The sequence below is a fragment of the Qipengyuania sphaerica genome (assembly GCF_019711595.1).
Taxonomy (GTDB): Bacteria; Pseudomonadota; Alphaproteobacteria; order Sphingomonadales; family Sphingomonadaceae; genus Qipengyuania; species Qipengyuania sphaerica.
The window spans coordinates 965,136-985,612 of the sequence record NZ_JAIGNR010000001.1; the positions used below are offsets into that span (position 1 = coordinate 965,136).

The 20,477-nt window shown below is 59.6% G+C and carries 18 protein-coding genes and 2 tRNA genes; 13 read left to right on the forward strand and 7 right to left on the reverse strand.

Going from position 1 to position 20,477, the window contains the following annotated elements:
• Positions 1–275: 275 nt before the first annotated feature.
• The 6 genes from K3178_RS04775 (at position 276) to K3178_RS04800 (ending at position 8,208) form a co-directional block, all read left to right on the forward strand.
• Positions 276–638, forward strand: a complete 363-nt coding sequence (locus K3178_RS04775; protein WP_221570216.1) for a hypothetical protein — start codon at positions 276–278, stop codon at positions 636–638.
• The gene (locus tag K3178_RS04780) at positions 638–1,753 is read left to right on the forward strand and encodes a hypothetical protein (protein WP_221570217.1); all 1,116 of its coding nucleotides are present in this window, start codon (positions 638–640) and stop codon (positions 1,751–1,753) included. The genes K3178_RS04775 and K3178_RS04780 overlap by 1 nt, the downstream gene beginning before the upstream one ends.
• A 443-nt stretch (positions 1,754–2,196) precedes the next feature.
• Positions 2,197–3,273: a patatin-like phospholipase family protein gene (locus tag K3178_RS04785; RefSeq protein WP_282098831.1), complete on the forward strand. Its 1,077-nt coding sequence runs from the start codon at positions 2,197–2,199 to the stop codon at positions 3,271–3,273.
• A gap of 337 nt (positions 3,274–3,610) precedes the next feature.
• Complete coding sequence (locus K3178_RS04790) at positions 3,611–5,095, forward strand: gluzincin family metallopeptidase (protein WP_221570219.1); 1,485 nt, start codon at positions 3,611–3,613, stop codon at positions 5,093–5,095.
• A gap of 26 nt (positions 5,096–5,121) precedes the next feature.
• Positions 5,122–6,375, forward strand: coding sequence for a ComEC/Rec2 family competence protein (locus K3178_RS04795; RefSeq protein WP_221570220.1), 1,254 nt, complete (start codon positions 5,122–5,124; stop codon positions 6,373–6,375).
• Positions 6,376–6,405: 30 nt separating this feature from the next.
• The gene (locus tag K3178_RS04800; protein ID WP_221570221.1) at positions 6,406–8,208 is read left to right on the forward strand and encodes a hypothetical protein; all 1,803 of its coding nucleotides are present in this window, start codon (positions 6,406–6,408) and stop codon (positions 8,206–8,208) included.
• A gap of 133 nt (positions 8,209–8,341) precedes the next feature.
• Here the strand turns inward: K3178_RS04800 and K3178_RS04805 are convergent, their stop codons facing one another.
• The 3 genes from K3178_RS04805 to K3178_RS04815 form a co-directional block, all read right to left on the reverse strand.
• On the reverse strand, positions 8,342–8,827 hold the full coding sequence (locus tag K3178_RS04805) for a helix-turn-helix domain-containing protein (protein ID WP_247713512.1): 486 nt from the start codon (positions 8,825–8,827) through the stop codon (positions 8,342–8,344).
• Positions 8,828–9,011: 184 nt separating this feature from the next.
• The gene (locus K3178_RS04810) at positions 9,012–10,976 is read right to left on the reverse strand and encodes a site-specific integrase (RefSeq protein ID WP_221570222.1); all 1,965 of its coding nucleotides are present in this window, start codon (positions 10,974–10,976) and stop codon (positions 9,012–9,014) included.
• A gap of 108 nt (positions 10,977–11,084) precedes the next feature.
• Positions 11,085–11,161 (reverse strand) — tRNA-Pro (locus K3178_RS04815).
• A gap of 132 nt (positions 11,162–11,293) precedes the next feature.
• On the opposite strand from K3178_RS04815, the gene thyA reads away from it, so the two are divergent.
• The 6 genes from thyA (at position 11,294) to K3178_RS04845 (ending at position 16,691) form a co-directional block, all read left to right on the forward strand.
• A complete protein-coding gene (gene thyA, locus K3178_RS04820) occupies positions 11,294–12,235 on the forward strand; it encodes a thymidylate synthase (protein ID WP_221570223.1) in 942 nt (313 codons plus the stop codon).
• Between the two features lie 91 nt (positions 12,236–12,326).
• Positions 12,327–13,646, forward strand: a complete 1,320-nt coding sequence (locus tag K3178_RS04825) for a 3-methyl-2-oxobutanoate dehydrogenase (2-methylpropanoyl-transferring) subunit alpha (RefSeq protein WP_221570224.1) — start codon at positions 12,327–12,329, stop codon at positions 13,644–13,646.
• Complete coding sequence (locus tag K3178_RS04830) at positions 13,643–14,704, forward strand: alpha-ketoacid dehydrogenase subunit beta (RefSeq protein WP_221570225.1); 1,062 nt, start codon at positions 13,643–13,645, stop codon at positions 14,702–14,704. Before K3178_RS04825 ends, K3178_RS04830 begins: the two co-directional genes overlap by 4 nt.
• Positions 14,704–14,976: a biotin/lipoyl-containing protein gene (locus K3178_RS04835; RefSeq protein ID WP_221570226.1), complete on the forward strand. Its 273-nt coding sequence runs from the start codon at positions 14,704–14,706 to the stop codon at positions 14,974–14,976. Before K3178_RS04830 ends, K3178_RS04835 begins: the two co-directional genes overlap by 1 nt.
• A 5-nt stretch (positions 14,977–14,981) precedes the next feature.
• On the forward strand, positions 14,982–16,274 hold the full coding sequence (locus K3178_RS04840; protein ID WP_221570227.1) for a dihydrolipoamide acetyltransferase family protein: 1,293 nt from the start codon (positions 14,982–14,984) through the stop codon (positions 16,272–16,274).
• Positions 16,275–16,614: 340 nt separating this feature from the next.
• A tRNA-Asp gene (locus K3178_RS04845) sits at positions 16,615–16,691 on the forward strand.
• A 64-nt stretch (positions 16,692–16,755) separates the two neighbouring features.
• Here the strand turns inward: K3178_RS04845 and K3178_RS04850 are convergent.
• The 4 genes from K3178_RS04850 to K3178_RS04865 form a co-directional block, all read right to left on the reverse strand.
• Positions 16,756–16,974 (reverse strand): DUF2842 domain-containing protein, encoded by a 219-nt coding sequence (locus K3178_RS04850; RefSeq protein ID WP_221570228.1) that lies wholly within the window; start codon positions 16,972–16,974, stop codon positions 16,756–16,758.
• Positions 16,971–17,543, reverse strand: a complete 573-nt coding sequence (locus K3178_RS04855; protein WP_221570229.1) for a 5-formyltetrahydrofolate cyclo-ligase — start codon at positions 17,541–17,543, stop codon at positions 16,971–16,973. The genes K3178_RS04850 and K3178_RS04855 overlap by 4 nt, the downstream gene beginning before the upstream one ends.
• A 270-nt stretch (positions 17,544–17,813) precedes the next feature.
• Complete coding sequence (locus K3178_RS04860) at positions 17,814–18,134, reverse strand: cell division protein ZapA (RefSeq protein WP_221570230.1); 321 nt, start codon at positions 18,132–18,134, stop codon at positions 17,814–17,816.
• Positions 18,131–18,313: a hypothetical protein gene (locus K3178_RS04865; RefSeq protein WP_221570231.1), complete on the reverse strand. Its 183-nt coding sequence runs from the start codon at positions 18,311–18,313 to the stop codon at positions 18,131–18,133. The genes K3178_RS04860 and K3178_RS04865 overlap by 4 nt, the downstream gene beginning before the upstream one ends.
• A gap of 180 nt (positions 18,314–18,493) precedes the next feature.
• Between K3178_RS04865 and tkt the strand changes: the two genes are divergently transcribed.
• Positions 18,494–20,473, forward strand: coding sequence for a transketolase (tkt, locus tag K3178_RS04870; protein WP_221570232.1), 1,980 nt, complete (start codon positions 18,494–18,496; stop codon positions 20,471–20,473).
• Positions 20,474–20,477: the final 4 nt, after the last annotated feature.

Below are 20,477 nucleotides of genomic sequence, written 5' to 3' on the forward strand. Positions count from 1 at the left end.
GAAGCAGACATTCGCCTAACGACCCCACATCTGCCAGGCTTTTCTATAGTTGTCGGACGGTTCTTTGCCGAAGGTTCAGGCCAGAAAGTGCCTCAAGCGGATCGCGCGCCGGCCGTCCGGCCGAAATTGTCCAACTTAAAGAATCCTTTATTCGAGGACACGAAACTTCTATTTCGCATATCGGAAGATGCAGTGTCCTCTCCATTGATTTTCTGTAAACAACATTGCATGCTTTAATAACCGGAACAATTATTTTCGGATGGCGGGGATTTGCGATGGCGAAAATCAAGATACTGGCTGAACCCAAGGACGAGACGAAGATTGGTTGGTTCGTACACCTTTTCAGTTGGACGGAAGATGATCAGAAAGTCATTTCACACGGCCTAATCCTGAGCGACAAAGGGAACGGCAAGTTCGAGTTGCAATCCGATGATCTCGACGCAGGCGAGTACGGGCTTCACCTCGATTGCAAGGGAGGCGGACGCGAAGTCTCTTTGACAGTGAAGTCCCCCAAGACCACCATGATCTATCCGGTGGGTGGAACGTGGCCGATGAAGCTGACCGTTCCTGGGACCGCCACCTTTCTCAATGACATCTGGTACTTCAGCATTCAGGGCAAAGAGGGGGAGGAGGGCTGATGAGACGCTATCCCGCCGCAATGGCAACATCGCTGGTTCTGGTGCCATCGACGGGGTTGGCGCAGCAGCCCGCCGATACCAATGCTGATCCCATAGTCGTCACTGCTCCAAGCGACAGGTTCGATGAAGTGTTCATCGGTTTAACCACCTCTATCGACGTCTCCGAAAAGAAGTCCGAGGCCAATGCGAGCGTCAGTGGGTATACGGCCAGCGACAACGGTGATCCGTCCCGCATCGAGCAGAACGCGCTGATGTGGAAGGTAGGGATTGCACTGCCAATCGGCGGCACTGACGACGTGATCAAGGATCCGACCCTCGACCGTTTGGCCAATGGTCTCAAGCTGAGCGCCGGCCTGACGTTGATGTCCAGCGCTTCAAGTTTGGAGAATTATAGCGACGACACGTACGCAAAGCTCGGTGTCAGGGCGCTCGCCGCATGCGATCGCAGGGCTGGCGGCGATGCTGAAAAGAAACGCGAATGCGACGAAATGAGGCGATTACCGATCGTGTCACCGAGTTTTATCCGCAAGCATTTGCCGATGGCGATGATCGCGGCCAACCGCGCCGCTGGAATTCCATTTTATACGATCGGCGTGAAAGGCAGTGTGGCGTTCAAAGAATATGAAGCCGTCGACCCTGTCGACCTTGGCACGAATGAAGATTTCAAGACGGCCTATTCAACTACATTGACGGGAGTATTTTACCCTGCAGACGGAGTCAGCGCGATTAAGGCTGAGGTGGAATACGCCGACGCGCTCGAGGAACTCGACGAGACGATCATCTGCAAGACGCCGATCGGCGATCCGGCGGTCGATTGTAAGTCTGGATTTTCCGCGCTTCCGGAACGCGAGGAATCGCTCGTTCTGCGCGGCGAGTATCGGCGGTTCTTTCCGGTCAATGGAGTTGCCACGGGCGTCGGCATCGCACCACTCGTCAGCTTCGACGCGCTCAGCAATGACTTGGGGGTCGAGGTTCCGGTATACGCCGTTCTGGGAGGGGAGAGCCCCATCGCTCCGGGGCTTAAGTTCGGTTACACGAAAGACGGCAGTGAGCCTTCAGACGCAAATGAAGAGTTCACGGTTTCGCTGTTTCTGAAGACCAGCTTCAGTTTTTAAGTCGAACATACATGGTTGTATCCGAAGAATTTCACGTCCTTTTCTAGTACTCTGGCGAGGAAGGTAAGATGAATATTTCGGCGCTTCATCCCCTCCTTTCGTGGACAAAGGGCTGGCTGAAATTGGGCGCGAAAGCTGAGAGGATGGATTCCGGATTTTCCATCCTCAAAGCTGACAGTCTGAAGAGGGTAGCGTTCCGGACATTGGAGCAAGAAGCTCGAACGGTGGCTATGGGCCGTAAGCTGTCCGTCTGCTCATGGGATGTAAGCAAAAAAACAGACAGTCGGCTGATGATGGCAGTGCACCAAGTTGATGAGCGTCAGCGATGAACACACAATACGAATAGTGCGCTCTTCTTGCGGGCGGACGGATAACATTCTGGCTATTGGGATCAGTCAAAGTCCGGTTTTGTATTCAGGCCAATCTTAGCGTAGCTTTGGGCGATGGCACGGGAGAACGGCATAGGTTTGAGTTTATCCGGCGGGGGATACCGCGCCATGCTCTATCACCTTGGCACGGTGATCCGTCTGCATGAAACGGGTCTCATCGGAAGACTGAGTCGCATCTCAAGCGTGTCAGGCGGTTCGATCACCGCTGGAGTGCTTGCTCTGCGCTGGTCGCAGATCAATTCTCGGGAAGATCTATTCGATCATGTTGTCGATCCGGTTCGCGCGCTTGCGGGCCGGACGATTGACCGGCCCTCGATACTGCGAGGAAGGTTCCTGCCGGGTGGCGTCGCCAGATATGTTGCCAAACAGTATGACAAGCACCTGTTCAAGGGCGCGAGCCTGCAACAGATTCCTGCTTCGCCGAGGTTTGTCATCAACGCCACCAACCTCGAGACCGGAGTGCTGTGGCGTTTCTCCAAACCCTACATGCGCGATTACCGTGTGGGCTCGATCGACAATCCCGACCTGCCCCTTGCCGATGCGGTGACGGCGTCGTCAGCTTTTCCGCCTTTTCTTTCCCCTTACAAGCTGAAGGTATCGCCCGACGCTTTCACCATCCGCGAGCCCGGCGTTCCCGACAGCTTCTTCAGCGATATCTCGCTTACCGATGGCGGTGTCTATGACAACTACGGACTGGAGCCCATCTGGGACCGCTACACCAATGTTCTCGTCTCCGATGGCGGTGGCAGCCTGCCGCTTGAAGCTTCGCCGGCGCCGGGCTGGGGACGCCAGACCTATCGCGTCCTCAATGTGATCCACCAGCAGGTGCATTCGATCCGCTCGCGGCAGGTGGTGCAGGCCTACAATGACGGGGACATGCAAGGCGCGTTCTGGAGTATCAGGACGCCGGTCAGCAGGTATCCGGTGAAGATGCCGGATGCTCCTACTGACGAGCAGGGCAGAGCGCTCGCCGAGACACCGACACGGCTGAAGAAGATGAGCACATCGTTGCAGGAGCAGTTGATCAACTTCGGCTATGCCAGCTGCGATGCATCGCTGCGCAGTTATTTCGATGCGTCGATCACGCCGCCCGGGAAATTGCCCTATCCTGATCGCGAATTCGGGAGCTGAACGGATGGGCAACGCTAGCACAATTGGCAGGCCAGAAGACCAATAAGAGGCCAGTAAGGGGGAAAGCATGCGGTTTTGTCCGGAAGCACCGACACGAAGGCTTTGGGTCCTAGCCCAGGATCCCTCGATTACTGACAGCAGGGGAATACCGCTGTTTACACAGGTAAAGGTTCCCAACGAGCGGCTCGTTTCTGGGCCCAAGGGCGCCCGCATCCACGTAGTCGACTATGATGCGACGCTCGACAAGCTAATCGCGCCGCATCCGGCGCCCGACGTCGATATTGCCGAGGCAGTCATCAATGGCGCGCGGGCGCCTACGAAGGCTGCCATCCGCAACTTGCTTGGCAATCCGGCATTTCACGCGCAGAATTGCTACGCGTTGATCTCAAACACTATCCTCGAGTTCGAGCGCGCGCTTGGTCGTACGATCCAATGGGGGTTCGAGTCCGGCGGCCACCAGCTCAAGGTCTCGCCGCATGCGTTCAACGACATGAACGCGTTCTACTCGCGCGATGATGAACTGCTTGCCTTCGGCTATTTCGTGAAGCCCAACAGCGAGGGGGAGTTCGTGTTCACCTGCCTGTCGCACGACATCATCGTGCACGAGACTGTGCACGCCGTGCTCGATGGCCTGCGCACCGAGTACATTCGCCCTTCCTCGATCGACCAAGCCGCTTTCCATGAGGGCTTTGCCGATATCATCGCGCTACTCTCAGGCTTCCGTAGCAGCGAGCTGGTCGAGTTCGCCCTGACCAGTGGCGAGCCTGATGCGCTGATCGCCAAACGGCGCCTCAAGCCCGAGGCGCTACGCAAGTCCTTCCTTGCCGGGCTTGCTGAGGAATTCGGTGCCAATATGGGCGAGGCTAATCTCGCAGCATTGCGCGGCGATGCACTTCGGCGCTCGGTCGAGATGGAACCCGATACCTCGCTCTATCATGACGAGGCACTGCGCATAAGCGCACATGATTTCGGCGAGGTGCTCGTTGCGCCGCTAATCAATGCCTTCCTCGCAATCTGGTGGCGACGCATCGAACCGCTCGATCCGCTCGGTGGCGGCATGATCGATCTTGAACGCGCGGTCGAGGAAGGCACCACGGCCGCACAGCATCTGCTGCGCATGTGCATCCGCGCACTTGATTATCTGCCGCCGGCCAACCTCAGTTATGGTGACTTCCTGTCGGCACTTATCACGTCCGATATGGAAACCGCGCCCGATGATACCCGGTACGGATACCGGACAGCGATCAGGGAGAGCTTTGCCTCATATGGGATTGCTCCCGGATCACCTGCTGATGATGCTGCCTGGCTGCTGCCTCAGGATGAGGCTGACCAGCTGACCTATGGCTTCCACGGCCATGCCGAGATGACTTGGGACCGGGAGGCGGTGTTCCGTTTCCTGTGGGAAAATGCAGACATTCTCGAACTGCATCCGGATGCGTTCACCAAGATCGTTTCTGTCCGCCCGGTCGTGCGCGAAGGTCCGGACGGGTTTCGCGTACGCGAGACGGTGGTCGAGTACCTGCAGATCCTGCATACATTTGCGAGCGGGCTGGGCTCACTCGATATCGAACGGCCGGAAGGTATGCGAACCAGCGAGTTCATCCGGCTCTATGGCGGCGGCACGCTGATTTTCAACGACTATGGCAAGCTCAAGTATCATATCGCCACCGGAGTTGCCTCGACGAAGCAGACCCGGCGGTTGAAGAGCCTATGGGACATGGGTGCGTTTGAAAACGAAACCAGCGGGGAGAGCAATTTTGCAAGCCTCCACCGATCGAGGGCAATGGGATCCTCCTCGCGGCGCAAACGGGAGCAGTGGTGATGGCAAGACGACCCCGAAGAAATCCCGTGCCGCAGAAGGTCACGATCAGGACCTACAATGTCGGCTTCGGCGACTGCTTCCTGATGACGATCCATTACGACGACCAGTCTGCGAAACACATCCTGATTGACTGCGGTAGCATGAAGTCACCCAAAGGCACGCGGGGCTGGATGGAAAAGGTGGTTGAATCGATCCGTGACGAATGCGGCGGCAAGCTCGACGTACTGGTCGCCACCCATCGCCACAAGGATCATATCAGTGCCTTCAGCAGCGATTCCACCGGGTCGATACTGGAAGACCTCAAGCCCGAAGTGGTGATCCAGCCCTGGACCGAGGATCCTGACATCCCGGAGGATGCGCATGCTCCGCTTGCCACCGGTGCCCGGCACCGACGCCGTCTCGCGCTGATGGGCCAGTTTGCCGAGAACCGCTTTGACGATGGCAACATCAAAGCGCTGAACCACCTCAAATCGGTGGACAGGGCGACTGTAGAAAAGCTCGAATTCATGGGCGCAGACAATATCCGCAATCGCAAGGCGGTCGAACGTCTAATGCGGATGGGAGCGGCCGGCCGGGCCATCTTTGCCCATGCGAAGATGGAGCTCGATCTCGATCGCGTGCTTCCCGGCGTGGCGGTCGATGCGCTAGGTCCGCCGACCATTGAACAGTCAGAGGATGTAACGCGCATGCGTTCGCGCGACGATGTCGAGTTTTGGCACATCAATGCTGCCTCGAGCGCATTATACAAAGGCGATCCGGTTGACCCATTCCCGAGTGTTGCCGGTTCGAGGGGGCGCCGCGACATGTTCTGGATCCGGCACCGGCTCAAGCGGCTCGAACTTTCCCGCCTGTTCCAGATCGTGCGCATCCTCGATGACACGATGAACAACACCAGCCTGATCCTGCTGTTTCGGATCGGCTCGAAGTCCTTCCTGTTTCCAGGTGATGCGCAGATCGAGAACTGGCGGTTCGCGCTCAACGATCCCGAGGTGATGGACAAGTTGAAGGATGTCGATGTCTACAAAGTCGGCCATCATGGCAGCCTCAATGCTACGCCCCGGACGCTGTGGGAGCACTTCGCGAACAAGGGCGGCAAGCGCAAGCGGAACCGGCTGACGACTTTGCTCTCCACGCTCGATGGCAAGCACGGCCATGTCGAGCGCAAGACCGAGGTACCTCGCAGGACGCTGGTCAATGCGCTCGAGAAGAGCAGCAATCTTGTCCACACACAGGAACTTCCGGGCGTGCCGCTGTTCGAGAAGAGCGAGTTCGAGCTGTGAGCGGCAAGCAATCAACTGGGAGACCTCAGTTTGGATAAGGTCTACGAGAGCGGTCTGGAGGCCTGGCGGGCCCTGCAACAGATCGGTGGTCTCGAGATTGACGGGCGTGATGCCGATCTCCTCGACAAGCTCCGCGAATTGCTTTGCCCTTCAGCCTTCACGCTGGAGGAGGCGCTTGCTCGCAGATCTATCGAACAGTTCCTGCGCGCGCTGTTTCAGATAATCGAACCCTTCGCAGCCATGTTCTCGGACATCCTCGAATTCTTCGAGCAGGCAGGTGCGCGTAGGGGACGCACACAATGGCGGTTGCGGATCGATGAGAGCCTGGTTGAGTTCCAGCACTTCGAGGAATTCCTTCTGCACTGGCGCGAGATCGAAGCGGAGATTGATATCCCGGCGCTCGACCTTGGCAATGCCTGGATGCTCAACGATCTCCGCCTTGAACTGGAAGACCCAGATACTCTCTCTCAAGGCCTCTACGGCGATGGACCGCCGGTCACAGGCATTGCAGACGTAGATAGCTGGCTGACCGCTTACGAGTCCGGCGAATATTCCACGTTTCCGGCAAGTCTCTATCCTGACCAATTTCAAGGTGGCCTTGCCGATGTGGCCGGCATCCTGCTTGCAGCCGTCTCGATCTTGCGCGATCAGGGCGAGACGCGAGCGAGACTGCTGGAGGCACATTACGCACGCGGGTACCGTGTTGTTGCCGGTGATGCCTTGCATCCGTGGAGCATCGCCCAGAGCGAGACTGACTACTGGCTGCGCTCGCATGTCTTCTATCTGGCCAATACCCTCCGTCTGCCAGCTGATCAGCAGGATGCGCTTGCCGCAAGTCTCAAGGAGAAGCTGGAGCGATTTCCGAGGCGACGGATCGTTGGGAAGCTTGCAATTGAGGATCTCGAGCGCATTCTGTCGCTACCGGTATGGAAGCAGCGCTACGAAACTTATGGTGTCTGGATAGCGACGCGAATTGCTGCCGCCGCAGACGGGCACGATATCGAATACAATGCGCCCGACGCAGGCCTCAGGTTTGCATTTTCCGAGACGCTGATCGCTGACATCGAGACTGCAAGTCCCCGACTGTCTCTTTATTCCGAAAAGCGCGTTCCACTTGCCGATCCGGTGGGCGAGGGGCGCAAATGCGCTGTGCAGCCGGACTACAGTCTGTGGAAGCAGGGAGCAGATCCTGCCGCTTGTCCGCTGGTGGTCGAGGTCAAGCACTACAAGAAACGATCTGCCCGGAATTTCCGGGACGCGCTCGAAGATTATGCCCGGGCGCACCCGGCTGCGGAGGTCGTGCTGGTGAACTACGGACCTGTTGGTGCCGAATTCACCGACCTCGACACCTCCGTAAGCAATCGGTGTCGGATGATCGGGAACCTGACTCCCTTGAACCGCAATGCGCTCAATGAGTTTCGGGACATTGTCCGTGAACTTGTTGGCGAGCCCGTTCGCGGCGCAGCGATCGGATGTGATGACGAAGTTCTGGCGATCGATGTGTCCGCCTCGATGAGCGACATTCTAGAAAGCGAGCAGTTCAAGTCTTGGCTCAGCCAGTTCGAGGGCAGGTCTGTCGACTTGGTCCTTGTCGACGGGGCAGTGCGGACGACTATTTCGGTCGGTGAGTTTGGGAGCTGGCGAGCTGCAAATCAGCTTGGTAGCTCGACTTCCCTCAAAACTCCGCTGCAGGAATTGCTTGAGAAGTATGGGCGGATTTCACTGTTCACGGACTCTGACGGTGTTGACGGATTGGAGGAACTGCGGGTGTCCGGGATAGATATCACGAAGTTCGAAATTGGCGCGGCAAGGCTAGTTACAATAACCAGATGAAGGCCCAAATGTTAGCGGACACGCTGAGGCTACTCACTTCCAACAACCAATAGCTTTGCGCCATAGGTGTCCAGCAAGAAATTCTCGGTTGCGGCTAGTAGGTCTAGCTGCTTCGCTTCAATCGTTGACATTTTCAGGCCCGGTTGGAGCCATCGAGGATCGCTTCTAGCTCTTCCCTCAAAATCAGAGTTCGGCGACCAATCCGTCGAGCCTGCAAAGCTCCATCTTTGATCATCCTATAAACGCTTGTACGCCCGAGACCGAGAATAGCACAGGCGTCGTTTATCGATAAAAGCTTAGCTGTAGTGTTCGGCTGGGCGCGTTCGATGCGTCGTGCGACTTGTTCCGCGATTTCATTGAGTTGTGAACTATCAAGCTTCAACAGGCGAGGTCTATCGCCTTCTCCCACGCTTGGGGAGACTAGTGGCAATTTCTTGATCAGACGGTCGAGATCTTGCTTTCGCCACCTGATCGATAAGCCTTCAATCTCGATTGCCGGATTGTTGAATTGATCGGCCAGGCGTAGGAGCGTCTGTTCATCGACAGATAGGTAACGAGCGGCTATTTCAGTTGACATCAGTGCGGGCCATCCGGTCAAGATGGTTTCAGGGTCCGCCATCGGCATCTCCATTTAAAAAATGGTCATCGTTGTCCAAACAGCCATCAGTTGGTGCAATTCGGGATCAGCAGAGCGGCGCGGCTAAAGCCATCTAAAGGTTGGACCGGCCGAAGCAGGTAGTGATGGTCAAAATCGTCGCCTACTCGCTGGGAACCAGGTCACCCTGTGGCTTTCCGTCGCCAGATTAAGACCTAGAAGCTCCGGCATCACTTCGAGCCTTTCTTGGCCGACCTGAACCGACACGTGATCTGTCGCTCAATGGCAAGAGCCTGATGGGTGCTGCATTTAGGTGTTCAGTGATCACAGGAACATACCTGCACAGCATCTGCAGGCGCTCACTCAGAACAACGGACAGACCCTCCGCGTCCACCCGCTTAGAGTAGTGGCGTGCATTCGTCCCCTCTCGCTCGTGTCCCATCAGATCGGCCCGCATAATCGGGTTCACGCCCTCAACTTCATAGAAAGAGGAGCCCAGCGCTCTAATCGAGTGGATGTCGGTTTTCTTGCCGTTTTCATCGATTGGAATGGGCATACGGTCTTCGATCCAATCCACCATGTGCGTCCACGCTCGATAGTAGAACTGGGCGCCACCTCTTTTAGATTTTTGCAAATACAATTCAGGGAACACCTCGGTGTGACCATCGCGGCGAATTTTCTCGACGTACTCCAGAAATCCCAGGCGGATTAGTTCGGGGTGTATTGGGATCTCGCGGCGGCGGGCGGGGCGCTTCTCACCAGCCAACTCGCCGTCCACCCCGCGGGTCTTATTATTACGGATCCATATGAATGGGACTGGGGCGTCAGCGAAGACATCGGCTATCTCGATACCACAGATCTCTTCCCGACAGGCATGCGTGTAGTACCAGAGCAGCGGAGCAAAATAGGCTGCATCGTGCCAAACCCGCGGGCTATGCTCGCTGTTCTTCAATCGTTTCTTGCCAGCGCCACCGCCGGTGAAGATCGGGGATGAGAAGAGGCACCGCAGGTGTTCTTTCGTCCAGACAGGCCTTAATTCGGTGCTTTTCCCTTCCTTGATTCCGATCGTCGCGCCAGCAAAGTTCATTACCTTGCTGCCCTCGATTTTTGGCTTCCAGGCGGTCTGCTCGAGATGTTTACCAACCGTACTCATAGTGCTGAGATCGCGATTGACGGTCTTTTTGCTTCTCGGTTCCCCGGATTTTCCGGAAGCCAACCCTCTAGCTATTTGATCAAAGGGTCGGGACATCGCCCCTTTCTGAGGCGTTCCGAACTTGAAGCGCTTTGGCAGCTTGAGGAGTGCCTTTTTAAACGCAGCAACGTCACGGTGCGTGTAAGACCCAAGCTCTCTGTCACCCGTGATCCAGGCGAAGGTGCGCATGATCCGGCGCTGTTGATCTAGCTTTCCGCTCCATATTCCTTCGGTTTTTAAGTCTGCCGCGACCTCTTCGATGATCTCCGAGAAACGACGCTCGTCGTAGTAGTCGAACTTGCATTCTCGAAGGTCCTGGGACGTTTGAATATTCTCGGCTGGGACGACGGCCGTCGTGGACAAGGGGAGGGTGGCCTGACTTGGATCGTCAAATTCACCCATTAGAACTGCGATGGGATCGGGTGCATCCATGGCTTCGTCATCGTACAGGTTCTGGATCTTGGCCCCGGCAACAGCGCGGGCACGGATCAGGTGCGTGCGCGCCACCGCGATATTGCTTGAACCAGTCGAAGCGCCGACGCCGGCCAGCCGCTGCGTCACCATTTCATCTGGGAAGAGGCCGAGTGCGAGCTCGACAAACTCGGGGCGATGACGATCGGGCGACCTCAGAAAACTGTACTTCACACGATCGTCCGACGCGATCACTAGTGCCTCATCGGCCCAGGCTCCATCGCTGAATGCAAAATCCACGATGGCTCTCAGTTCGCTTTCCAACTCCTGCCGGAAGAGCGCCTCAATCTGCGGCCCGGTCAGGGCTGTTCCTTGTCCTAACATTCTTCTCACGCTTGATTTTACGACCGCGAAACGTGCCGACAGGATCGCAGCGCGCTGGCGCGCGACGAATGGGTCAGCCGTCTGGAGCGCGAGCGCTAGGGGGCGAGAGATAATATTTTGGAAATGGATGCGGCGCCGGAAGACATATCGGGCGCCGCGGCGCGTGACATGTGCGATGCGAGTCATTGGTCGTGACCTTTCCGCATGTGCATCGCTTATGTGCTACAGTCGTGTGACCGCAGCGGTGCGATGACCCATGCTAAAAGGCGGAAAACCGTCGCTTGCGCGATAAAATGGTCGGGGAGAGAGGATTCGAACCTCCGGCCCCTGCCTCCCGAAGACAGTGCTCTACCAGGCTGAGCTACTCCCCGACCGGATGCGTTGCGGGGCGGACCCCGCGAGGCAGAGGCGGCCCTATAGGTGTGGATTGCCTTGCACGCAAGCGGGCTTTTGCCTTAATTTCCGCCTAGGGTCCGCGGCGACAGAAATAGCGAAGAAAACCAGTGCCAGAGCCCCATTTCGAACAGCAATATCTCGACCTCATGCGCCTGATCTGGCTCGAGGGAGACGAGCGGCGTGACCGTACGGGCGTGGGAACGCGCTCGATCTTCGGTGCGCAATTGCGGTTCGACCTGGCCGATGGCGCGATGCCGCTGATTACGACCAAGCGCGTCTACTGGAAGACCGCCACGCGCGAACTGTTGTGGTTCCTCACCGGCAACACCAATATCCGCCCGCTTGTCCTGCAGGGGGTGAAGATCTGGAACGAGTGGCCGCACGCGCGCTATGTCGAGGAGACGGGCGACGAGATCGAACTCGACGCTTTCGTCCAGAAGATCGCCGATGACGAGGAATTCGCTACCGAATGGGGCGAACTGGGCCCGGTTTACGGCAAGCAATGGGTCGACTGGCCGACATACCAGCCGGTCAAGGGCGGGCTGTTCCGCAAGGGACGGGGCATCAACCAGGTGGCCGAAGTCATCGAATCATTGAGCGAGAACCCGGGCAGCCGCCGCCACATCATCGAAGGCTGGAACGTCGCCGAAGTACCGCAGATGGCATTGCCGCCCTGCCACAAGACCTACCAGTACCATGTTTCGACCGGTATCGATGGCGAGCAGCGCCTGAACGGCATTCTCTACCAGCGCAGCTGCGACGTGGCGCTGGGGCTGCCCTTCAACCTGTGGTCGGGGGCGCTCCTGCTACGAATGATCGCGCAGCAGGTAGGGATGGAACCGGGCGAATTCGTGTGGATGGGAGCCGATACGCACCTTTACCTCAACCACGAACACCTCGTGAAGGAACAGCTCTCGCGGGAACCTGTGGGCCAGCCGACGCTTGAGATTGTGCGGCGTCCGCCGACGATCTTCGACTACCGGATTGAGGATTTCGCGGTTCACGACTACACGCCGCACGGGCCCATCAAGGCTCCCGTCGCGGTGTGACCGAAATCGTATGCGAAGGCGTACTTGACCGTTTCCTCGGCGTGAAATAAAATAACGCGTAAGCGTAAGATTACGTCTGGGAGACGATTCTATGGCCGACAGGCCTCAAGGTGGAGCAGCGAAGGCGGGCGACAATCGCCCCAAGCTATCGCTCCACGTACCAGAACCCAAGTTCCGGCCCGGCGACGCGGTCGATTTCTCGCATATCGAGGTGCCCGAAGCGGGCGCGCAGCCGCGCCCCGACGAGACCACCGATCCAAAGGACATGCTCGATTTCGCGCATGGCCTGATCCGCGTGCTGGGCGAGGACAACAGGGCGCACGGGCCGTGGGACCCCAAGCTCGATCCCGAGACCTTACGCACCATGCTCGGCCACATGGCCATGACGCGCGCTTTCGACGAGCGCATGTTCCGCGGGCAGCGCCAGGGCAAGACTTCGTTCTACATGAAGTGCACCGGCGAGGAGGCGACCAGCGTTTCCGCCAGCATGGCGCTCGCGGCAGACGACATGGTCTTCCCCAGCTACCGCCAGCAGGGCATCCTGATCCAGCGCGGCTACCCGATGATCGAGATGATCAACCAGATCTACTCGAACAAGGGCGACAAGCTGAAGGGCCGTCAGCTGCCGATCATGTACTCCAGCAAGGAGCACAGCTTCTTCACCATCTCGGGCAACCTCGCCACGCAGACCCCGCAGGCGGTCGGCTGGGCGATGGCGAGCGCGATCAAGGGCGACAGCCGGATTGCCGCGACCTGGGTGGGCGAGGGCAGCACGGCGGAAGGCGACTTCCATTCCGCCTGCCTGTTCGCAACCGTCTACAATGCGCCGGTCATCCTCAACGTGGTCAACAACCAGTGGGCGATCTCCAGCTTCAGCGGCTTTGCCGGGGCCGAGCGTTCGACCTTCGCAGCACGCGGCCTCGGTTATGGCATCGCCTCGCTTCGCGTCGATGGTAACGACCCGCTCGCCTGCTACGCGGCAGAGCAATGGGCGGCCAACCGCGCCCGCGCTAATGCCGGACCGACGCTGATCGAGTTCTTTTCCTATCGCGCCGAAGGCCACTCCACCTCCGACGACCCCTCCGGCTACCGCAGCGCGCAAGAGCGTGACGAATGGCCGCTGGGCGATCCGGTCATGCGGCTCAAGAACCACCTCATCGAAATCGGCGAGTGGGACGAGGATCGGCAGGAGAAGATGGACCTCGAGGCCGCCGAATTCGTCAAGAAGACGACCAAGGAAGCCGAGCAGAACGGTATCCTTGGCCACGGTCTCCACCATCCTTTCCGAACCATGTTCGAAGACGTGTTCGAGGAGCTGCCCTGGCACCTGCAGGAGCAGGCCGACCAGGCGATCCGCGAACGCGAAACCAAGTTCCCCGAAGGACTCCCGAACGGAGGGAAGGGCGCATGAGCGACACCGCAACAAAGACGGCGCCCGCAGCAGAGCAGGGCACCGAACGCCGCCTCAACATGATCGAGGCGATCAACGATGCGCTAGACGTGACCATGGGCCGCGACGACAACATCGTCATCATGGGCGAGGACGTCGGCTATTTCGGCGGCGTGTTCCGCTGCACCGCCGGCCTGCAGGAAAAATACGGCAAGACCCGCGTGTTCGACACGCCGATTTCCGAATGCGGTATCATTGCCGCAGCGGTGGGTATGGGGGCCTATGGCCTGCGCCCCGTGCCGGAAATCCAGTTCGCCGACTATATCTATCCGGGCCTCGACCAGCTGATCTCCGAAGCCGCGCGCCTGCGCTATCGTTCGGCAGCCGAATACACCGCGCCGATTACCGTGCGCAGTCCGTTCGGCGGCGGTATCTTCGGCGGCCAGACGCATAGCCAGAGCCCAGAGGCTATCTTCGCCCATGTCTCCGGCCTGAAGACGGTCATTCCGGCGACGCCCTATGACGCCAAGGGCCTGCTGATCAGCGCGATCGAGGATAATGACCCGGTCATATTCTTCGAGCCCAAGCGCATCTACAACGGCCCGTTCTCGGGCTATTACGACAAGCCGGTCGAACCGTGGAAGCGCTTCGATGCGAGCGTCGTGCCGGAAGGACACTACAAGATCCCGCTCGGCAAGGCGCGTTACGCGACCGAAGGCGATGAGCTCACCATCCTCGCCTATGGCACGATGGTCCACGTGGTCGAGGCAGTCTGCCGCGAGAAGGGCGTAGAGGCGGACATAGTCGACCTGCGCACCATCGTGCCCGTCGACATCGAAACCATCGAGGAATCGGTCAAGAAGACCGGTCGCTGCCTGATCGTGCACGAAGCGACCCGCACCGCCGGTTTCGGCGCCGAACTCAGCGCACTGGTGACCGAACGCTGCTTCTATCACCTCGAAGCCCCGGTCGAACGCGTGACCGGCTTCGACACACCCTATCCCCACAGCCTCGAATGGGCCTATTTCCCCGGTCCGATCCGCATCGGCGAGGCCCTCGACAAGATCTTGGCCGAATAATGCGTGAAGTGCCTTTCTTCGTTCCGGAAGACCTTGGTCCTTATGTCCCCGAATTGGTGCATGAGTGGCATGTCGCGACCGGCACGGAGTTCGCAGAGGGCATCCCGCTGGTGACGATCGAAACCGAGGTCGCGCGGATCGAGATTATGAGCCGTTTCCCGGGACGGCTGAAGGATATTCATGCGGGCGTCGGCTATTCCGCCACGCCCGGCACCCAGCTGGCCACTTTTGAAGTGACCGACTGGGTCTATGACAATCAGATAGGCGAGTAACCGAAATGGCAAAGTTCATCTTCAACATGCCCGACATCGGCGAAGGCATCGCCGAGGCGGAAATCGTCCAGTGGCACAAGAAGGTCGGCGACACGGTCAAGGAAGACGAGGAATTCGTCGACATGATGACCGACAAGGCGACCGTCCCGATGGAAAGCCCGGTCGACGGCAAGATCCTCGAGATCGCCGGCGAGGAAGGCGACATGGTCTCGATCGGCTCGATGCTGGTGGTGATCGAAGTCGATGGCGAAGTGCCCGAGGATGTGGCCGAGGATGCCCCGGCTCCTGCTCCTGCCTCCAAGGCGAAGGAAGTCGAAGAGCGGATCGAGGTCGAGACTTCGGACGCAAGCGATGCCGACGATGCTTTGGCCGCCGATCCCGATCCCGAACCGCTGCCCGCGCCGACTCCGGCGCCCGAACCCAAGCACCAGGCAAAGGTTCTCGCCACGCCCGCAGTGCGCAAGCGCGCCAAGGATCTCGGCGTCGACCTCGCGCAGGTGAAGCCCTCGGAAGAAGGCCGTATCCGTCACGGCGACCTCGACCAGTTCCTCTCCTACAACTCGGGCTATGGAGCCGCCGCCAAGACCCGCGAAGACGAGGAGAAGAAGGTCATCGGCATGCGTCGCCGCATTGCCGAGAACATGGCCGCCTCGAAGCGCAACATCCCGCACTTCTCTTATGTCGAGGAATGCGATGTCACCGACCTCGAAGTCATGCGCGCGCAACTGAACGACAGCCGCGGCGACAAGCCCAAGCTGACGATTCTCCCGCTGCTGATCACCGCGATCTGCAAGACGCTGCCCGACTTCCCGATGATCAACGCGCGCTACGACGACGAGGCGGGCGTGGTGACGCGCCACGGCTCGGTCAACATGGGCATGGCCGCGCAGACCGATGCGGGTCTGATGGTCCCGGTCATCAAGGACGCGCAGGCCAAGAACCTGTGGCAACTCGCGAACGAGATCTCGCGTCTTGCCGATGCTGCCCGCAACGGCACCGCGAAGAAGGAAGAGATGGAAGGCGGCACGCTGACCGTCACCTCGCTCGGGCCGCTCGGCGGCGTGGCGACCACGCCGGTCATCAACCGTCCCGAAGTCGCCATCATCGGGCCCAACCGGATTATCGAACGTCCGATGTATGTGAAGGGCAGCGACGGTGTGGAGCGGATCGAGAAGCGCAAGCTGATGAACATCTCGATCAGCTGCGATCACCGCGTGGTCGACGGCTGGGATGCGGCAAGCTTCATCCAGGCGCTCAAGAGGCTGCTGGAAACGCCCGCGCTGATCCTCGTCGACTGAATTCAATAAACTCCCGCTTCGGCGGGAGTTTTCATTCCTGCGGTAGTTCTCCGACCACCGAATACTGGATGTCGATCGCCGATTTGGCTGCCAGTGCGCCGCCGCCCAACATGGCGAGCGACAGGCCGAGTAATGCCGTCTGCAACATCGTCGAAACCCCCTGTATTGCCCCACGTGGTTTCAGCCTTCAGGCTCCTCCCAAAAGGTAAAATTTGGGTAAATTTCAACAGCCTGCTGGATTGGGTGATATTATGCGAAAATTCCCCCTGAAATAGCGTTGACAGGTCGCGGAGCCTCCACTAGATGCGCGGCTCCCAAGGGGGCGCTGACGCGCAAATGCGCGGGTGTAGCTCAGTTGGTTAGAGTGTCGGCCTGTCACGCCGAAGGTCGCGGGTTCGAGCCCCGTCACTCGCGCCACCCTTGGGATATTTCTCGAAATCGAGACGAACGAGCCGCCTTCCGGGCGGCTTTTTCGTATGTGCTATCGGCGGAAGCTGCCGGTTTCCATCCACTTGAGGAACCGCCCGAGCGGGAGCAGCCAGACGAGGCCGAAGAAAACGTAGACAACGGTCTGCGCCAGCGTCGGCCAGTTGCCGATCAGGCCCGGCAGGTAGCGGGCAAGGACGATACCGTAGATGGCAAGCGCGAGCAGCAGGCCGAGCAGTCCGACAGGAATACGCCAGGTGGGTTCGGTTCTCATGAAAACGGTCCGTAGAGGCGGGTTGGAGTGACGACCGCTTGCAGGGGCCGGTCATGATCTTCGGTGGGAAGCTCGCCGGCAAGTTGGCAATCCCATGCAAGACCAATCGGAAGCGCGGAGGGGTGATCTGCCAGCCAGCGGTCGTAATGTCCGCCGCCCTGACCCAGGCGTCCGCCATTTGCGGTGAAGCCAACCAGCGGAACGAACAGCACGTCCGGATCGAGCACTGGCGCATCTGCATAGGGCTGGAGCAGGCCGAAGGGGCCCACTTCGAGATCCTCCTCCTCGAACGGTTCGGAATGGCGCGCGAATTCCATCGGCGCCGTCTTGCCGGCAAAGCGGGGAAGGGCGATCTCGTGCCCGCGGTCGAGGAAGAACTTGGCGTAGGACGCTGCCGGAGCCTCGAACGGATTGGCGCGGTAGAGGCCGATAATGGCTCCTTCCGGCACGAAATCGAGAAGAGGCGCGGGAGGGCGATGAAACACGAGGCCGCGCATGCTGTCGGGGAGGGCGGTAACCGTATCGCGGCGCGCGGCCCTGAGCTTTTTGCGAAGTTCGTCCTTGGTCACGCGTCCCTCTTGGAGAATAATGCCGCGACCTGGACCACTGCGCGCGCATGCAGCGCAGCGGTAGCGCGAAAAAGAGTGACGGGACCACCATGGGTCGTTGCCGTGAAATCCTCTGACGCCTTCACGTCAGGTGGGCGCCGTATATCCAGATCACCGGGACGAACCCGCCAATCCAGTAGGGACAGCTCCCTAGGATTGCTTATAGCCTCAGGGATGTTCATTGGCTCGTGCCGGGCAGCCCCGCCAAGACCCTATTTAGGAGGCCTGCGCTCAGCCCTCAAGCCTTGCCGCTGCATTTTCGAGCGCGACTGCGAGGCGTTCCAGCCGATCCGCCAGCCCATCGGTATCGATGCCGGGGTCGGGCGGATGCGTCGGGGCTTGCGCGGCCTTCTTCTTCGCCTCGTCCAGTTCGTCTGCCAGCAGGATCGCCGCGAACAGCAGGTTCTTGGCCTCGTTGTTCGAGACATTGTTGCCCATGCCGGCAATCTTGGCATCGACGGTGGAGGCGAGACCGCGCAAGTTGTCCTCCTGCCCGTCGGCAACCGATACGGTGTACTGCCTCCCACCGACCTGGAGCTTTACCTCGCTCATTTCTCGAGGCTTTCGATCAGCATGTCGAGCTGCGAGAGGCTGGCCACGACGCGTGATTTCAGCGCCTCGTGCTTGGCCGCCGCCTCGCCGTCGCCGCACGGATTTCCGGCCTGCGCCTCGATACGGGTCAGTGCGCGTTCGATCCTGTCGATAGCGCCGGAAATGCGTTGCTGGCTCATGGTGCCTCACGAATTAACGATATTGGTCCGCCTTGGCAAAGGCTTGGCCCCGCCTGTTGATAAATCGGGCGAGGAGGGCGCGTGGGCTGATTGATCGCCTCGTCGGGTTGACCTCAACTCCTGCCTCCGCGAAGGGTGCGCACGCGTCGAATCGCCCCACATTTTCGGAGAAGTTCCAGCATGAGTCTCGACACCGCTCGCATGGTCCAGATGGCCAATGCCATCAGGGCACTTTCGATGGATGCGGTGCAGGCGGCAAACTCGGGTCATCCCGGCATGCCGATGGGCATGGCCGATGTCGCCACCGTCCTGTGGAGCGAATATCTGAAGCACGATCCGTCCGCGCCCGACTGGGCCGACCGTGACCGGTTCGTGCTTTCGGCGGGCCACGGGTCGATGCTGATCTACAGCCTGCTGCACCTTTCTGGTTACGCGCATCCGACGATGGACGACATCCGTAACTTCCGCCAGCTCGGCAGCCCTTGTGCGGGCCACCCGGAAAACTTCCTGCTCGATGGCGTCGAATGCACCACCGGCCCGCTTGGTCAGGGTCTCGCCATGGCTGTCGGCATGGCGATTGCAGAGCGCAAGCTGAACGCCGATTTCGGCAGCGACATTGTTGACCACAAGACCTGGGTGATCGCGGGCGACGGCTGCCTGATGGAAGGTATCAACCACGAGGCGATCGGGCTTGCCGGCCACCTGAAGCTCGGTCGCATGAACGTGCTGTGGGACGACAACCAGATCACTATCGACGGTTCGACCGACCTGTCGACCAGCGAGGACATCAAGGCCCGCTACGAGGCGACCGGTTGGCACGTCACGAGCTGCGACGGGCACGATTTCGCCGACATCCGCCGCGCACTCGACGACGCGCAGGCTGACGAGCGTCCCTCGCTGATCGCGTGCCGCACCGTCATCGGCAAGGGCGCTCCCAACAAGCAGGGCACCAGTGCCACCCACGGCGCGCCGCTGGGCGACGAAGAAATCTCTGCCGCGCGCGATGTACTGGGCTGGGACCACAAGCCCTTCGAAATTCCCGAGCAGGTGCTGGGCGACTGGCGCGGCACAGCCGAGGGCGGACAGTCGGCGCACAAGGCATGGCAGGACCGGCTTTCGAACGACGGCCGCCGCGCCGATTTCGAGCGCCGCATGGCGGGCGACCTCCCGGCCAAGTTCAGCCTCGACAATTACATCCAGTCGCTGATGAAGGACCCGGTCAAGGTCGCGACCCGCAAGGCGAGCGAAATGGCGCTGGAACAGATCAATGCCATGTTGCCCGACACCATGGGCGGAAGCGCCGACCTGACGGGTTCTAACAACACCAAGGCGGGCGGCATCGGCCCGTTCACGGCAGACGATTATTCGGGCCGCTACATCTACTACGGTATCCGCGAATTCGGCATGGCCGCAGCGATGAACGGCATGGCGCTGCACGGAGGTGTTATTCCCTATGGCGGCACCTTCCTCGTCTTTACCGATTATTGCCGCGCCGCGATCCGCCTCTCCGCATTGCAGCAGACGCGCGCCATCTACGTGATGACGCATGACAGCATCGGGCTTGGCGAGGACGGCCCGACACACCAACCGGTCGAGCATGTGCAGAGCCTGCGCATGATCCCGAACCTGCTGGTGATGCGCCCCGCAGACGCGGTCGAAACCGCCGAGTGCTGGGACATCGCGCTGCGCAGCAAGGATCGTCCCTCCGTGCTGGCGCTCAGCCGTCAGAACCTGCCGCAGGTGCGCAACGCCCCGGAGGAGACCGACATGTGCTCCAAGGGCGCCTACCGCCTCAAGAAGGCGGGCAATGCGCACAAGGTCACGCTGGTCGCCAGCGGCTCGGAAGTGCACCTCGCTCTTGCTTGCGCAGAGCAGCTGGAGAAGCAGGGCGTGGGCGCAAGCGTCGTCTCGATGGTCTGCACCCAGCTGTTCGACGAGCAGGACGAGGCATACCGCAAGGACATGATTCCGGCCGATACGCTGCGCGTCAGCATCGAGGCGGGCACCACGTTCGGCTGGGAGCGCTACACCGGCGAGAACGGCCTCAGCATCGGTCTCGACCGGTTCGGCGCATCTGCCCCGGCCGGAGACCTTTTCAAGAAATTCGGCTTCACTGCGGACGCTATCGTTCCGCAAATCATGAACAAACTGAACGGTTAAGCAG

Coding starts and splice junctions, on each gene's coding strand:
- K3178_RS04775 (WP_221570216.1), top strand. CDS start 276: ATGGCGAAAATCAAGATACTGGCTGAACCCAAGGACGAGACGAAGATT.
- K3178_RS04780 (WP_221570217.1), top strand. CDS start 638: ATGAGACGCTATCCCGCCGCAATGGCAACATCGCTGGTTCTGGTGCCA.
- K3178_RS04785 (WP_282098831.1), top strand. CDS start 2,197: ATGGCACGGGAGAACGGCATAGGTTTGAGTTTATCCGGCGGGGGATAC.
- K3178_RS04805 (WP_247713512.1), bottom strand. CDS start 8,827: ATGGCGGACCCTGAAACCATCTTGACCGGATGGCCCGCACTGATGTCA.
- K3178_RS04810 (WP_221570222.1), bottom strand. CDS start 10,976: ATGACTCGCATCGCACATGTCACGCGCCGCGGCGCCCGATATGTCTTC.
- K3178_RS04825 (WP_221570224.1), top strand. CDS start 12,327: ATGGCCGACAGGCCTCAAGGTGGAGCAGCGAAGGCGGGCGACAATCGC.
- K3178_RS04830 (WP_221570225.1), top strand. CDS start 13,643: ATGAGCGACACCGCAACAAAGACGGCGCCCGCAGCAGAGCAGGGCACC.
- K3178_RS04835 (WP_221570226.1), top strand. CDS start 14,704: ATGCGTGAAGTGCCTTTCTTCGTTCCGGAAGACCTTGGTCCTTATGTC.
- K3178_RS04840 (WP_221570227.1), top strand. CDS start 14,982: ATGGCAAAGTTCATCTTCAACATGCCCGACATCGGCGAAGGCATCGCC.
- K3178_RS04850 (WP_221570228.1), bottom strand. CDS start 16,974: ATGAGAACCGAACCCACCTGGCGTATTCCTGTCGGACTGCTCGGCCTG.
- K3178_RS04860 (WP_221570230.1), bottom strand. CDS start 18,134: ATGAGCGAGGTAAAGCTCCAGGTCGGTGGGAGGCAGTACACCGTATCG.
- K3178_RS04865 (WP_221570231.1), bottom strand. CDS start 18,313: ATGAGCCAGCAACGCATTTCCGGCGCTATCGACAGGATCGAACGCGCA.
- tkt (WP_221570232.1), top strand. CDS start 18,494: ATGAGTCTCGACACCGCTCGCATGGTCCAGATGGCCAATGCCATCAGG.